Genomic DNA, 14,007 nt, shown 5'->3' on the forward strand with positions numbered 1-14,007 from the left:
TATCGCAAACCCTTAGCAAGCCCTTAGAACCAGCGATTCCAGACACCTCGGAGACAACGCCATGCCACAGACCGCACCGCAGCTGCCGCTGCACGAACACCTGCGCCGCCACGCGCGCGAAACGCCCGACCGCACCGCGTACCTCTGGTACGGCCAGCCCGTCACCTGGGCAGAGCTCGACGCGGCCAGCGACGCCTTCGCCGCGCGCCTGCAGGCGCTGGGCGTGGGCAAGGGCGAGCCCGTGGCGCTGTTCATGAACAACTGCCCGCAGTACGTGATGGCGCACTACGGCATCCAGAAGATCGGCGCCATCGTCTGCCCCTGCGGGCCGCTGAACAAGGAGCACGAGCTGGAATACCAGCTCACCGACCTGCAGGCGCGCGTGATCGTCGCGGCCGACGTGCTGCTGCCCGTGGTGGACAAGGTGCGCGCCAGCACGGCGCTGCGGCACGTGTTCGTGGTGCGCTATGCCGAGCTGCTGCCCGACGGCGCGCTCAGCATCGACGCGCCCGCCGAGCTGCTGGCCATGCGTGCCGCCATGGCGCCAGCCCCCGCGGGTTGCGAGGACTTCCTGGCCGCCACGCGCACCGGGCAGCGGCCCGCGCCCGTGGCGCTGTCCATGGACGATGTCTCGCTCATGACCTACACCTCGGGCACCACGGGGTTGCCCAAGGGCGCGATGCTGAGCTACGGCAACGCCACCTTCAAGACCGCCGCGTCGGCCGACTGCAATGGCATGACGCAGCAGGAGACGCTGCTCGCGGTGGCGCCGCTGTACCACATCGCCGGCATGGTGATGGGCGTGAACCTGCCCGTCTACACTGGCGCCACGGCCGTGCTGCTGTACCGCTTCGATCCGCTGGGCGTGGCCCAGGCGCTGGAGCGCCATCGCATTACCTGGTGGTACAGCATTGCGCCCATGAACGGCGCGCTCATGCAGGTGCCGGGCGCGCGCGCCATGGACTGGAGCGCGCTGCGCCGCAACCCGGTCACGAGCTTTGGCATCACCTTCACCGAGGCGCTCGCCCAGCAGTGGCGGCAGTTCGCGCCCCATTGCATCGCGCACGAGGCCGCCTACGGCTTGAGCGAAACCCACACGGTGGATACCGCCATGCCCGTGGACGCGATCCGCTGGGGCACCCAGGGCAAGCCCGTGCCGGGCAACACCTTGCGCATCGTCGACCCCGACACCGGCGCGCCGCTGGCCACGGGCGAGGTGGGCGAGATCACCATCCACGGCCCCGGCAACTTCAAGGGCTACTGGAACAAGCCCGAGGCCACGGCCAAGACCCTGCGGGACGGCTGGGTCTACACCGGCGACATGGGCAAGATCGATGCCGACGGCTACGTCACCTTCATCGGCCGCTTCAAGGAGATGATCAAGGTCTCCGGCTACAGCGTGTTCCCGGAAGAGGTGGAGACCCTGCTCATCAAGCATCCCGCCGTGGCCCAGGCCGCCGTCATCGGCGTGCCCGACGCGGAAAAGGGCGAGGTGGTGCGGGCCTTCATCGTGAAGAAACCCGGCCAGGACGTGGACGCCGCTGCCCTGGTGGCCTGGTGCCGCGAGAACATGGCGCCCTACAAGGCCCCGCGCGAGGTGCGCTTCATCGACGCGCTGCCGGCCACGGGCGCCGGCAAGGTGCTGCGCCGCCTGCTGCGCGACCTCTGAACCAGAAACGATTCCAGCGCTTGCCCATCCTGCGCTGGCAGCTCCACCAACCATAGCAACACCCCATGCCATCGCCCGCTCTGTTCACCAAAGTTCTTGTCGCCAATCGGGGGGAGATTGCGCTGCGCACCGTGCGCGGCCTTCATGACCTGGGCATCGCCAGCGTGGCCGTGTTTGCCGATGACGATGCGGCCAGCCCGCACGTGCAGGCCGCGGGCACCGCCGTCGCCCTGGGCGCCACCGGGCCCGCCGCGTACCTGGACGGCGCGCGCATCATCGCCATCGCGCAGGCGCAGGGCTGCGACGCCGTGCACCCCGGCTACGGCTTCCTGAGCGAACGCGCCGACTTCGCACGCGCCTGCGCCGGGGCCGGCCTGCGTTTCATCGGCCCCACGCCTGCGCAGCTCGCGCTGTTCGGCGACAAGGCGCAGGCCCGCGCGCTGGCGCTGCAGCAGGGCGTGCCGCTCATGCCGGGCACCCAGGCGGCGGTGTCGCTGGAGGAGGCCCAGGCCTTCTTCGCGCAGCAGGGCGGCGCCGGCATCGTGATCAAGGCGATTGGCGGCGGCGGCGGGCGCGGCATGCGCGCCGTGCAGGCGCAGGACGACCTGCCCGCCGCCTACGCGCGCTGCCGCAGCGAGGCGCAGGCAGCGTTTGGCGTGGACGGCGTGTATGTGGAGCGGCTCATGTCCAACGCGCGCCACATCGAGGTGCAGGTGCTGGGCGACGGCCAGGACGTGGTCGCGCTGGGCGAGCGCGAGTGCACGCTGCAGCGGCGCTTTCAGAAGGTGGTGGAGATCGCGCCCAGCCCTTCGCTGCCCGCGCCGCTGCGTGAACGCATCATCGCCGCCGCGCTGGCCATGGCGCGCGCGGTGGCCTACGAGGGCCTGGGCACCTTCGAGTTCCTGGTGGACCTGGCCTCCAGCGACGTGCCCTTCGTGTTCATCGAATGCAACCCGCGCCTGCAGGTGGAGCACACCATCACCGAAGAGGTGACCGGCGTGGACCTGGTACAGGCGCAGATCGCGCTGGCGGCCGGCCGCAGGCTGCAAGACATCGGGCTCGACCCCGCCGCGCCGCCCGCCGTGCGCGGCTTTGCGGTGCAGTGGCGCATCAACGCCGAGACGCTGGACGCGCAGGGCGGTGCCACCCCCGGCAGCGGCACGCTAACCCGCTTCGACCTTCCCACCGGCCCCGGCGTGCGCGTGGACACGCACGGCGCAGCGGGCGCCACGCCCTCGCCGCACTACGACACGCTGCTGGCCAAGCTCATCGTGCACACGGGCGGCCCGCGCTTTGCCGATGCGCTGCGCCGCTCGCGGCGCGCGCTGGACGAGTGCCGCATCGGTGGCGTGGCCACCAACCTCGCGCTGCTGCAGGCCCTGGCCGCGCGGCCCGAAATGGAAAGCCAGCAGGTGCACACGCGCTGGCTGGAGTCGGTGCTGCCAGAACTGCTGGTTGCTACCAAAAATATAGCTACTGGCGCATATGATTCAAGCGCTAGCGCTCAAAACCCCCAAAATCCGTCAGCGCCCGCACCCGAAGGCGCCGTGCTCGCTCCCATGCCCGCGCGCCTCGTGCAACTGAGCGTGTCCGAGGGCGACGTGGTGGCCGCGGGTGCCGAGCTGGCCGTGCTCGAGTCCATGAAGATGGAGCACATGCTGCTGGCGCCGAATGCGGGCCGCGTGCGCGCGCTGCTCGCGGTGCCGGGCGGCTACCTCGTGCAGGGCCAGCCGCTGCTGGTGCTCGATGCCGTGGAGGGGGCGGACCTCGCCCAGGACGCACAGGGCGCGCAGCAGGACCTGGATGCCATTCGCCCCGACCTGCAGCGCGTGCGGGACCGCCACGCCTTCACGTTCGACGCCGCGCGGCCCGAGGCCATCGCCAGGCGCCACGCCCAGGGCGGGCGCACCGCGCGCGAGAACATCGCCGACCTGTGCGACGCGGACAGCTTCATCGAATACGGCACGCTGGCCATCGCCGCGCAGACGCGCCGCCGCAGCCTGGATGACCTCATCGCCAACACGCCCGCCGACGGCATGGTCACGGGCATCGGCGGCATCAACGGTGCGCTGTTCGGGCCCGAGAAGTCCCGCGCCGTGGTCATGTCCTACGACGCGACCGTGCTCGCGGGCACCCAGGGCGCGCGCAACCACGCCAAGACCGACCGCATGCTGAGCGTGGCGCTGGCGCAGAAACTGCCCGTGGTGCTGTTCGCCGAAGGCGGCGGCGGCCGCCCGGGCGACACCGACATGCCTGTGGTGGCCGGCCTGCACGTGCACACCTTCGCCAGCTACGCCGCGCTCTCGGGCCAGGTGCCGGTGATCGGCATCGCGGCGGGGCGCTGCTTTGCGGGCAACGCGGCCCTGCTGGGCTGCAGCGACGTGATCATCGCCACGCGCGGCAGCAACATCGGCATGGGCGGACCGGCCATGATCGAGGGCGGCGGCCTGGGCGTGTTCAAGCCCGAGCACATCGGCCCCAGCCGCGTGCAGCATGCCAATGGCGTGATCGACGTGCTGGTCGATGACGAAGCCGGGGCCGTGGCGGCCGCGCGGCACTACCTGTCGTTCTTCCAGGGGCGCACCGGTGCCTGGACGGCGCCGGACGCACGGGCCCTGCGCTCCGTGGTGCCCGAGAACCGGCTGCGCGTGTACGACACCCGCGCGGCGATGGCCGGCCTGGTGGACGACGGCAGCCTGCTGCCGCTGCGCACCGGCTTCGGCGCGGGCATCCACACGGCGCTGGCGCGCATCGAGGGCCGCCCCGTGGGCATCCTGGCCAACAACCCGCTGCACCTGGGCGGCGCCATCGACGCCGATGCGGCCGACAAGGGCGCGCGCTTCATGCAGCTGTGCAACGCGCACGGCCTGCCCATCGTGAGCCTGGTGGACACGCCCGGCTTCATGGTCGGCCCCGAGGTGGAGGCCACGGCCCAGGTGCGCCACGTGAGCCGCCTGTTCGTCACCGCCGCCAGCCTGCGCGTGCCGTATTTCAGCGTGGTGCTGCGCAAGGGCTACGGCCTGGGCGCCATGGGCATGACGGCCGGGGGCTTCCATGCGCCGGTGTTCACCGTGGCCTGGCCCACGGGCGAGTTCGGGGCCATGGGGCTCGAAGGCGCGGTGCGCCTGGGTTTCCGCAAGGAGCTGGAGGCCTTGCCCGAGGGCGCCGAGCGCGACGCGCTGTTCGCCAAGCTGCTGGCCAGGTCGTACGCCAACGGCGAGGCGCTGCACATGGCGACCACGCTGGAGATCGACGCGGTGATCGACCCGGCCGACACGCGCGCATGGCTGGCACGGGGCCTGGCATCGGCGCAGGTGGCGCCGCCCGGGCACCGGTTCGTGGACACCTGGTAGGGCAGCGCGCGGGCCGCGCGCTGCATGCTAAGCTGGCCCGCCTTGCCCGCCCCACGCCGGGGCGGCGCCCCTGTTTGACGGAGACTTTTCACCATGCCCGGACTGCTGCCCGATATCGATCCCGATGGTTTGCTCGAGTTTTCGGTGGTCTACACCGACCGCGCGCTCAACCACATGTCCAAGCGCTTCACCGGCGTGATGCAGGACATCCTGGCCACGCTCAAGGAGGTCTACCACGCCCACACCGCCGTGCTGGTGCCCGGCAGCGGCACCTTCGGCATGGAGGCCGTGGCGCGCCAGTTCGCCAACCGCGAGAAGGTGCTCATCGTGCGCAACGGCTGGTTCAGCTACCGCTGGACGCAGATCTTCGACGCCGACAAGGGCCTGGGCGGCGGCTCCGTGGTGTGCAAGGCGCGCCCGCAGGGCAGCGGCCCGCAGGCGCCCTGGGCGCCGTGCCCGGCCGAGGAAGTGGCGGCCACCATCCGCGCCGAAAAGCCCAAGGTCGTGTTCGCGCCCCATGTGGAAACGGCCAGCGGCATCATCTTGAGCGACGACTACCTGCGCACCCTGACGGCCGCGGCCCACGAGGTGGGCGCGCTGTTCGTGCTCGACTGCGTGGCCTCGGGCGCGATGTGGGTGGACATGCAGGCCACCGGCGTGGACGTGCTGATCTCGGCCCCGCAAAAGGGCTGGAGCGGCTCGCCCTGCTGCGCCATGGTGATGCTCAGCGAGCGCGCGCGCCAGGCCATCGACGGCACCACGAGCAGCAGCTTTTCGTGCGACCTCAAGAAGTGGATGCAGATCGCCGAGGGCTACGAAAAGGGCCAGCACGCGTACCACACCACCATGCCCACCGACGCGCTGGTGCGCCTCTCCGAAGTGATGGCCGAGACGCGTGAATACGGTTTTGCCAAGGTGCGCGACGAGCAGATCGAGCTGGGCGCCAAGGTGCGCGCGCTGCTCGAGTCGCGCGGCTTCCCGAGCGTGGCGGCCGAGGGCTTCAAGGCCCCCGGCGTGGTGGTGAGCTACACCACCGACCCCGGCATCCAGAACGGCAAGAAGTTCATGGAGGTGGGCCTGCAGACCGCCGCTGGCGTGCCGCTGCAGTGCGACGAGGGGCCGGACTTCAAGACCTTCCGCATCGGCCTGTTCGGCCTGGAGAAGTGGCACAACGTGGACCGCACGGTGGGCCACCTGAGCACCGCGCTCGACCAGGTGGCCCCGCGCGGCTGAACCGGGCCGCCGTCCGTGTTTCGCGGGCCTCTTGAAAAAAAGCCACCCGCGGGTGGCTTTTTTTCGTGGTGGCCGGGCGCGGTGGCGGTGCCTGGGGCTCGGCACGCACCGGGCGGCAGGTGCGCGCCGCGGACCGCCCGAGACCGCAGATGCACACGGCGCGGTGATTCATTCGTGCAGAGAATCCCTAGGAGGCCTGGGTTTCGCGCTCGGCCTCTTCGGCCGCGTGGGCGCGCGCGATCGCCAGGATCACGTCGCGCGCGAGGCGCCGCTTGGGCACGGGCAGGCGCAGGTAGATGTCGAACAGCTCGCGGTCCTGGTAGCCCAGGCCCGCATGCCACTGCGCCTGCCGCTCCCGCACGCGCAGGGGCTCTGCATCGCCGTAGCCCAGCTGCTGCACCGGCACCTGCAGCCATTCGGCCAGGGTGGTGAGCTTCTTGTGGTCGGGCATGGTCTCGCCCAGCAGCCAGCGGCGCACGCCGTGCAGCGTCATGGGCTTGCCCCAGTGGCGGGTGTTGAACTCGCGCTCCAGCACCGCCGGCCTGGGTTCATAGCCTGCGTCCATCATCGCCTTGCGTAACCGGTCCGCAAACTGTCTTTTTGCATCCTGCATGCAGTCACACTAAAAAGGCGCGCAGGAGCCGCAGTGATTCTTGTATATAGTCACGCAATTAATTTGCTCGTTGGTTACGTAGCGGGTCTGCCCGCCAATTCAGGGGCAACGAGCGGCCTTGCAAGGAGGGTGGCGTGGCTGTCGAACACCGAAGGATGGAAACCTGGGAAGCCCGGCGGGAGCGGGTGGGCTGGTTTCCCGGTGCCTGCATGCGCGCGGCAGCCCTGCCGGGCGGGCGGCGGCCGCGCGGGTGGCCCGGCCGCCGGCCCATTGTGCGGGGTTCTGCATTGCGCCACAGTCACCCATGTACTTGCGCGGCGGTGACGCCCACGGTGCGCGGGCTGCCGCACTGACAGGGGGCCGGGACGTGTGCAGCAGCGGCCCCCGCCACCCCCGCGAAGGATCGCTGCCGCCCTGCGCAGGGCGGGACCACCCCGTGGGGGGCTGTTCGCAGGACGGCGCCCGGCCGGTGGCGGCGGTGGCAGTGGTGCCCGCCCCGCCCGTGGACGACCGTGAACGCCAGCGACTCATCCTGACGCCCGCCCAGCGGCAGATGATCCTGGCGAACGTGCGGCGGTTGCGGGAGCTGCGGGAGGAGGAGCGCGCCGCGCGCGGCATGCTGGCCAGGGAGCCCGCGCCCCGCGAATGACAGTGGGTGCGCCTGGACGGCCGGGGCGCGAGTGGAGACGGGGCATGCGCCGGGGCCGGGCATGGTAGGGTGAATGCATCTTGAATCCCCCGCCGGCCGGCCGCCCCGCCCGCCCGCATGCTGCATGTCCGATGCCATGACCCCGGAATCCGAACCGCTGCCACAAGCCCTTGCCCTGCAACGTGCGAGGCGCCACGCCCTCGGGCTGCTGGTGCTGGTGTCGGCCGTGTTCGTGGCCACCAGCGTGGTGGAGCGGGGCCTGTGGCTGAACTGCCTGAAGGCCGTGGCCGAGGCCGCGATGGTGGGCGCGCTGGCCGACTGGTTCGCGGTGGTGGCGCTGTTTCGCCGCCCGCTGGGCCTGCCGATCCCGCACACGGCGGTCATCGCGCGCAACCAGGCGCGCATCGGCCGCAACCTGGCGGTCTTCGTGCGCGACAAGTTCCTGGACGTGCCCTCGCTGGTGGCGCTGATCCGCCGGCACGACCCCGCCGAGCGGCTGGCGCAGTGGCTCACGGCACCCGGCAACGCCGCGCTCCTGGGCCACCAGGCCACCCGCCTGGCGTCGGCCGCGCTCGAGACGGTGCAGGACGCGCAGGTGGAGCGCTTCATCCAGAAGGCGGCGCGCGCATTGATCGGGCAGGTGGACATGTCGCGGGCCCTGGCGGCGGTGCTCGACACCCTCACGCACAACGGCCGCCACCAGGCGCTGCTGGACGACGTGCTGGGCAAGCTCATCGAGCTGCTGCAGAACGAGCAGACCCGTGCCTGGGTGGCGCAGACCATCGTGGCCTGGCTCAAGAAGGACCACCCGCGCACCGAGAGGCTATTGCCCAGCGACTGGCTGGGCGACAAGGGCTCGGCCCTGCTGGCGCGCGCGCTGGAGAGCGTGATGGCCGATGTGGCCGCCAACCCGCAGCACGCCTTGCGCGCGCAGTTCGACGCGGCGGTGCAGCGCTTCATCGGGCGCCTGCGCGGCGACCCCGACTGGGCGCGCAAGGGCGAAGAGATCCGCGCCTGGCTGCAGACCGATGCCACGGTGGGTGGCTATGTGCAGGCGCTGTGGCAGGACCTGCGCGGGGCGCTGCAGCGCGATCTGTCCGACGCGGATTCGGTGCTGGCGCGGCAGGTGCGCAACCTGGGGCAGTGGCTGGGCCAGTCGCTGGCGGGGGATGCGGCGCTGCGGCAGTCGCTCAATGACCGGCTGGAGCGGTGGGTGCGGGGCCTGGCGCCGGAGGTGTCGCAGTTCGTGGCGCAGCACATCGAGGACACGGTGCGGCGCTGGGACACCGAAGAGATGACGCGGCTGATCGAGCTGAACATCGGCAAGGACCTGCAGTACATCCGGATCAACGGGACGGTGGTGGGCGGGTTGATCGGGCTGGTGCTGTTTGCGGTGTCGCACGCGGGGGAGATTTGGCGGGCGGTGGCGGGTGGCTGAGCCTGCCGAAGCCAGGGCGCCACTCCATCCGTTCGGGCTGAGCTTGTCGAAGCCGGGGCGTACTGGTTGGCAAGCTTGCTGGTGTTGGGGGCGGAGGCCGGGAGTCGCCCGGCGTGCGAGTAACTTTCTTTTGCTTCGCCAAAAGAAAGTCACCAAAGAAAAGGCGACCCCCAGTCTGCGACCCCTTCGCGATGCGAAGGGGCAACCTGCGTCGGGGCGGTTGCGGGGTGCGCCGTGGAACTCGCTTTGCGCCTGCGGCGCGCCGCTCGGACAACCACGGCGAGTCAGTTCACGAGGCATGCGCGCTCCGACGCGCATGCCACCCCGCAACCGCCCCGCCGCAGGCGCAGCCAGCAGGGGGTGGGAGCCGAGCAGCCACACGGGCCATCGCGTTGCTCGGCCGCGGCTGGGCTGCGTCAGCTAGCGTGCTGCCTGATCCGCCACCATGTTGGCCGCGTGTTCTTCCTGCAGATGCTGCGCAATCTGCGCCCACGCCTGTTTGGCCTCGGCGTCCTGCGCCCAGGCGTAGCAACTGGCGATGTGCATGGCCGTCACTGCATGGTGCGGGTCGAGCGCAAAGGCCACCTCGCACTGCAGCGCCGCCTGGCGCCACATCGCGGCCGCGTCTTCTGATTCTTCTTTCTGCAGCGCATGGGCCTCTGCGACCCACGCCTGCCCCAGGCGAAACGCAGCAGCATGTTGAGTGGGGTCGGCGTCATGCGCCCGTTGAAACAACACTCCCGCCTGCCGCCACAGCGCCCGCGCTGCGGCGAAGTCTTGCGTGGCTACGGCTTGCGCCTGGGCGACGAGGGCGTTGCCGGACTGGAGGAGGGTGGAGGGGGAGTCGCTGAGCATCTGGTCAAAATGGCAGAGGATAGGTGTTCGGATTGTCGGCGGTTCGCCGGCTGCTATCGCTCCGTACCGACCGTTCGTGTTCAGTCAGAAACGAACTTCAACGCCTTTGGGGGCTTAATAAAACAACGTCTTCAAGAGCGTTGCCACAGCTACTTCAACACCAAAAAGCGCATAGCACGCGCGGATCAAAAATGCGTCCTGCGGATGGGTCTGCGCTAGTTGCGCCATCGCATAAGCGTGTGAGCTTGCCTTGAATTGATCAAGAAACTTGCGATGCTTCTTCGTTTTTACGACGATGACGATCCACTGAACCAACGCGAGGGCAAAGCAGATAAGCAACAGTGTGTCAAAGCTCAAGATTTTCCTGGTCTGAAAGCGATTCAAGCGATCTTACTGACCGGAATGCTAACTTCGACTTAGTCAACAAACAGGGCAGGTGGGGCCGCTGTCCTCAAAACCTCGGCAAATCCGGATGCTTGATCGCCCCCCCGCGCACCAGCATCTTCCCGTACTCCGCACACCGGTTCAGCGTGGGAATCACTTTCCCCGGATTCAACAGCCCCGCCGGGTCAAACGCGTGCTTGAGCCCGAACATCTGCGCGTTCTCCTCGGCCGTGAACTGCACGCACATGCTGTTGAGCTTCTCCACGCCCACGCCATGCTCGCCCGTCACCGTGCCGCCCATGGCCACGCTGGTCTCCAGGATGTCCGCGCCAAACAGTTCGCAGCGGTGCAGCTGGTCGGCATCGTTCGCATCGAACAGGATCAGCGGGTGCAGGTTGCCGTCGCCCGCGTGGAACACGTTGGCGCAGCGCAGCTGGTATTTCTTTTCCATCTCCTGGATGGCGAGCAGGATGTCCGCCAGGCGCTTGCGCGGGATGGTCGAGTCCATGCACATGTAGTCGGGGCTGATGCGGCCGCTGGCGGGGAAGGCGTTCTTGCGGCCGCTCCAGAAGCGCAGGCGTTCGGCCTCGTCCTGGCTGACCGAGATGGCGGTGGCACCCGTCGCGCGCAGCACGTCGCTCATGCGGCCGATTTCTTCTTCCACCTCTTCCGGCGTGCCGTCGCTTTCGCACAGCAGGATGGCTTCGGCCGCGAGGTCGTAGCCTGCGTGCACAAAATCTTCCACGGCGGCGGTCATGGGCTTGTCCATCATCTCCAGGCCGGCGGGGATGATGCCGGCGGCGATCACGGCCGCCACCGCGTCGCCCGCTTTGCGCACGTCGTCGAAGCTGGCCATGATGCAGCGCGCCAGCATGGGCTTGGGGATGATGCGCACCGTCACCTCGGTGATCACCGCGAGCATGCCTTCGCTGCCGATCACGGCGGCCAGCAGGTCGTAGCCAGGGGTGTCCAGCGCATCGCTGCCGAACTCCACCGGCTCGCCTTCCACCGTGAAGCCCTTCACCTTGAGCACGTTGTGCACCGTGAGGCCGTATTTCAGGCAGTGCACGCCGCCCGAGTTCTCTGCCACGTTGCCGCCGATGGTGCAGGCGATCTGGCTGCTGGGGTCGGGCGCGTAGTACAGGCCGTAGGGCGCGGCGGCCTCGCTGATGGCCAGGTTGCGCACGCCGCACTGCACCACGGCCGTGCGGCTCACCGGGTCGAGGTCGAGGATGCGGTTGAACTTGGCGAGCGAGAGCGTGACGCCCAGGGCATGCGGCATGGCGCCGCCCGACAGGCCCGTGCCCGCGCCGCGCGCCACCACGGGCACCTGCAGGTGGTGGCAGGCCTTGAGCACGGCCTGCACCTGCTCGTATGTTTCGGGCAGGCACACCACCAGCGGGCGCTGGCGGTAGGCGGTGAGGCCGTCGCATTCGTAGGGGGTGGTGTCTTCGGCGTGCCACAGCAGCGCGTGCGCGGGCACCACGCGGCTCAGGGCCTGGACAACCTCGGCCTGGCGTGCGGCGCGTTCGGACAGGGCTGTGGTGGGTTCGGCGGCAGTGTTCATGGCCGCCACTGTAGAGGAAGCCCGCGCGCGGGAGCGTGAGTTTTCTTGCAGCGGTCTGTGAAATGGCCTGGGTGTGGCCGTTTGCTATCAATCAATGAGCGGCTGGCGCATGTGGGCAAAGCGCTGGAGGCTCCTTTGTCTTGAATTGGGCCGGTGGGCGGCCCGCAGCCCCCCTCCTCACCCTCATCCTCCTCACACTGGCCCGGGGCTCACCGGGCGTTGGCTGCCTTCCAGAAGCCACAGGCGTTTGCTGGCGCGCGTCATGGCGACATACAGCATGTTGCGTTCGCGATAGGCCTCCTGCCGGGCGGCACTGCGCGGAAAGCGCCCGCGCTCCACCAGGGGCACGGCCACATGGTCGTATTCATGCCCCTTGCAGCGCTCCACCGTCAGCAGCTGCAGGCTGGAGGCTTCCTGCTGGGTGTGCTGGTGGATGCTGGCCTGCACCATGAGCGTGAGCCGGCCCAGGAATTCGTCCACGGACAAGCCGGCGCAGATGCGGGCCAGCGCCGCCAGGCTGTCTCTGCAGTAGCGCAGCTCCTGCGGGCTGATGGGCGCCTGCGCGAAGAAGCGGTGCACCAGCGGGTGCGCGCACAGCTGCCCCGCGTCGGCGCAGGCCTCGGGGGGCAAGGCCAGCAATTGTTCGCACACGGGGGACGCCACCGGGGCCTGGGGGTTGAAGCTGGCGCGCACCAGAAACCGGCGCACCAGGTCCTGCCTGCCGATGAGTTCCGCCGCCACGGCGCGGGTGTCCATTTCGACGGGGGAGTCCTCCACCAGCGCCTGCATGTCGAACGCGCCGTTGGCCAGCACGTCCTGGTCCGGCTGGCTGCCGCGCCGTACGTAGCGCAGCAGGCCTTCCATGGCGCTGCTCAGAATGCCCTGCGTGAGCCGCACGCCGGTGCCGCAGCCCTGCATGGCCCCCATGATGGCCAGCACCAGGGCGATCTCGCGGCGCTGGTAGAAGCGCTTCAGCCCCAAGCAGGCGTAGTGCACGCCTTCGTGGGCGAACATCCATTCCAGCAGGATGGAGTCTTCCGGCGACCGCAGCACCACGTTCAGGCAAGGAGGGGGCGTGGTGCCGCCGGGCGCGGGGGGCTGCTGGTGCAGCACGGCGTCGTGGATCGCCAGCAGTTGCCGGGCGCAATCCTCGTCGTCGGTGTAGCTGCGCCGCTCGAACGCGGAGGGCTTGGTGGGGTAGTGCGCGGCAAATTCCACGCCGAACAGGGGGTTCAGCCCCTGGCAGATGGCGTTGCCGAAGCGGTAGGTGGTGTTGAGGGCGACCACCTGGGTGTCCGCGGGCAGCTCCTGCCGGATGCGGGCCAGGCTGTCGCCGAAGACGGAGAACGCGCCGGGCAGGATGTGCTGGTTGAAGTCTCCCGCGCCGACGAACAGACCGTTGCCGCCCTGCACCAGATGCCGCAGCACCAGCATGGCGGCTTCGTCCAGGTCCTGCAGCTCATCGAACAGCACCGCATCGAAGCGCCCCTGCAGCGGCGCGAAGGCATCGCCGAAATCCAGCTCCCCGAGCTGCGTGGCCACTTCATACGTGCAGTCGCCCGGTGCGTAGAAATGCGGCTCGTGGTTCAGCCCCCGGCGCAGGCGTTCGTACTTCACCAGCAGCTGGTAGAGCCCGTAGTCGAGCTGGTGCTCGCGGCAGTAGGGCAGGGCGCCGAGGTCCGAGCGGTCCATGTCGCGCAGCAGCAGTTGCTGCTTGGCCCGGGCCTCGAAGTCGGCGAAGGCCTGCACGTCCAGTTCACGCGACAGGAAGTCGCCGGCCTCGGGCGCCCTGTCCAGCGCCGGGTCCTGGAGCAGCGCGGTGTGGGCCTGGCGGACCAGCAGGTTCTTTTGCAGGGGCTCGGTGACACGCACCAGCTCGTCGCCCTGTTCCTTGAGCACGGTGGCGCACAGCTGCTCCACGGTCATGATCTGCACCTGGCGCGGAATGGCCGGAACGAGCTTTTCCAGGCGCTGCGCAATGGCGGCCAGCCCGGCCTCCGAATACGCGAGCATCAGGATGCGGCTTGCGCCCTGGGTGCGCAGGAGGTCGGCGGCCTTGATGGCCAGGGTGGTGGTCTTGCCCGTGCCCGCGAGCGCGTTGACCAGCACCGCGCTCGCCGTGGCGTTGAGCACCGCGTTCTGCTCCAGCGTGGGGTATCTCTTCTTGAAGTGGGCGTCTTGTGGCACGGCGTGGTGAGATGGTGGAGAGGTCAAGAGACAGGACAGGCGAGAGGCGCGTGCCGGGT

At 69.5% G+C, this 14,007-nt stretch carries 10 protein-coding genes; 5 read left to right on the plus strand and 5 right to left on the minus strand.

Annotation, left to right across the window (positions count from 1 at the left end; genetic code table 11):
• The first annotated feature begins 61 nt into the window (after positions 1-61).
• The 3 genes from AC3RCE_RS02770 to AC3RCE_RS02780 all read left to right on the plus strand — a co-directional run bounded on the left by AC3RCE_RS02770 (position 62) and on the right by AC3RCE_RS02780 (position 6,255).
• On the plus strand, positions 62-1,669 hold the full coding sequence (locus AC3RCE_RS02770) for an AMP-binding protein (protein ID WP_218341364.1): 1,608 nt from the start codon (positions 62-64) through the stop codon (positions 1,667-1,669).
• Positions 1,670-1,734: 65 nt separating this feature from the next.
• The gene (locus AC3RCE_RS02775) at positions 1,735-5,022 is read left to right on the plus strand and encodes an acetyl-CoA carboxylase family protein (RefSeq protein ID WP_492254461.1); all 3,288 of its coding nucleotides are present in this window, start codon (positions 1,735-1,737) and stop codon (positions 5,020-5,022) included.
• A 93-nt stretch (positions 5,023-5,115) separates the two neighbouring features.
• Positions 5,116-6,255 (plus strand): aminotransferase class V-fold PLP-dependent enzyme, encoded by a 1,140-nt coding sequence (locus AC3RCE_RS02780; RefSeq protein ID WP_369641209.1) that lies wholly within the window; start codon positions 5,116-5,118, stop codon positions 6,253-6,255.
• 187 nt (positions 6,256-6,442) lie between these two features.
• Here AC3RCE_RS02780 and AC3RCE_RS02785 read toward each other — a convergent pair whose 3' ends face one another.
• Positions 6,443-6,868: an XRE family transcriptional regulator gene (locus AC3RCE_RS02785; RefSeq protein ID WP_492254462.1), complete on the minus strand. Its 426-nt coding sequence runs from the start codon at positions 6,866-6,868 to the stop codon at positions 6,443-6,445.
• Between the two features lie 436 nt (positions 6,869-7,304).
• On the opposite strand from AC3RCE_RS02785, the gene AC3RCE_RS02790 reads away from it, so the two are divergent.
• Together AC3RCE_RS02790 and AC3RCE_RS02795 are read left to right on the plus strand one after the other, a co-directional pair.
• On the plus strand, positions 7,305-7,517 hold the full coding sequence (locus AC3RCE_RS02790) for a hypothetical protein (protein ID WP_492254463.1): 213 nt from the start codon (positions 7,305-7,307) through the stop codon (positions 7,515-7,517).
• 136 nt (positions 7,518-7,653) lie between these two features.
• The gene (locus AC3RCE_RS02795) at positions 7,654-8,955 is read left to right on the plus strand and encodes a DUF445 domain-containing protein (RefSeq protein ID WP_492254464.1); all 1,302 of its coding nucleotides are present in this window, start codon (positions 7,654-7,656) and stop codon (positions 8,953-8,955) included.
• 420 nt (positions 8,956-9,375) lie between these two features.
• Here the strand turns inward: AC3RCE_RS02795 and AC3RCE_RS02800 are convergent, their stop codons facing one another.
• The 4 genes from AC3RCE_RS02800 to AC3RCE_RS02815 form a co-directional block, all read right to left on the minus strand.
• A complete protein-coding gene (locus AC3RCE_RS02800; RefSeq protein ID WP_492254465.1) occupies positions 9,376-9,810 on the minus strand; it encodes a hypothetical protein in 435 nt (144 codons plus the stop codon).
• A 114-nt stretch (positions 9,811-9,924) separates the two neighbouring features.
• Positions 9,925-10,167, minus strand: a complete 243-nt coding sequence (locus tag AC3RCE_RS02805; protein WP_492254466.1) for a hypothetical protein — start codon at positions 10,165-10,167, stop codon at positions 9,925-9,927.
• Between the two features lie 94 nt (positions 10,168-10,261).
• Positions 10,262-11,761 carry an FAD-linked oxidase C-terminal domain-containing protein gene (locus tag AC3RCE_RS02810; protein ID WP_492254467.1) on the minus strand — a complete coding sequence of 500 codons (1,500 nt, stop codon included), beginning with the start codon at positions 11,759-11,761 and terminating at the stop codon, positions 10,262-10,264.
• Between the two features lie 192 nt (positions 11,762-11,953).
• Positions 11,954-13,948 carry a UvrD-helicase domain-containing protein gene (locus AC3RCE_RS02815; RefSeq protein WP_218341370.1) on the minus strand — a complete coding sequence of 665 codons (1,995 nt, stop codon included), beginning with the start codon at positions 13,946-13,948 and terminating at the stop codon, positions 11,954-11,956.
• Positions 13,949-14,007: the final 59 nt, after the last annotated feature.

The organism is Acidovorax sp. GW823-FHT05D11 (genome assembly GCF_058795695.1).

Bases quoted from the DNA above. Each gene is read 5' to 3' on its own strand.
- AC3RCE_RS02770 (WP_218341364.1), top strand. From the start codon at position 62: ATGCCACAGACCGCACCGCAGCTGCCGCTGCACGAACACCTGCGCCGC.
- AC3RCE_RS02775 (WP_492254461.1), top strand. From the start codon at position 1,735: ATGCCATCGCCCGCTCTGTTCACCAAAGTTCTTGTCGCCAATCGGGGG.
- AC3RCE_RS02780 (WP_369641209.1), top strand. From the start codon at position 5,116: ATGCCCGGACTGCTGCCCGATATCGATCCCGATGGTTTGCTCGAGTTT.
- AC3RCE_RS02785 (WP_492254462.1), bottom strand. From the start codon at position 6,868: ATGCAGGATGCAAAAAGACAGTTTGCGGACCGGTTACGCAAGGCGATG.
- AC3RCE_RS02795 (WP_492254464.1), top strand. From the start codon at position 7,654: ATGACCCCGGAATCCGAACCGCTGCCACAAGCCCTTGCCCTGCAACGT.
- AC3RCE_RS02800 (WP_492254465.1), bottom strand. From the start codon at position 9,810: ATGCTCAGCGACTCCCCCTCCACCCTCCTCCAGTCCGGCAACGCCCTC.
- AC3RCE_RS02810 (WP_492254467.1), bottom strand. From the start codon at position 11,761: ATGAACACTGCCGCCGAACCCACCACAGCCCTGTCCGAACGCGCCGCA.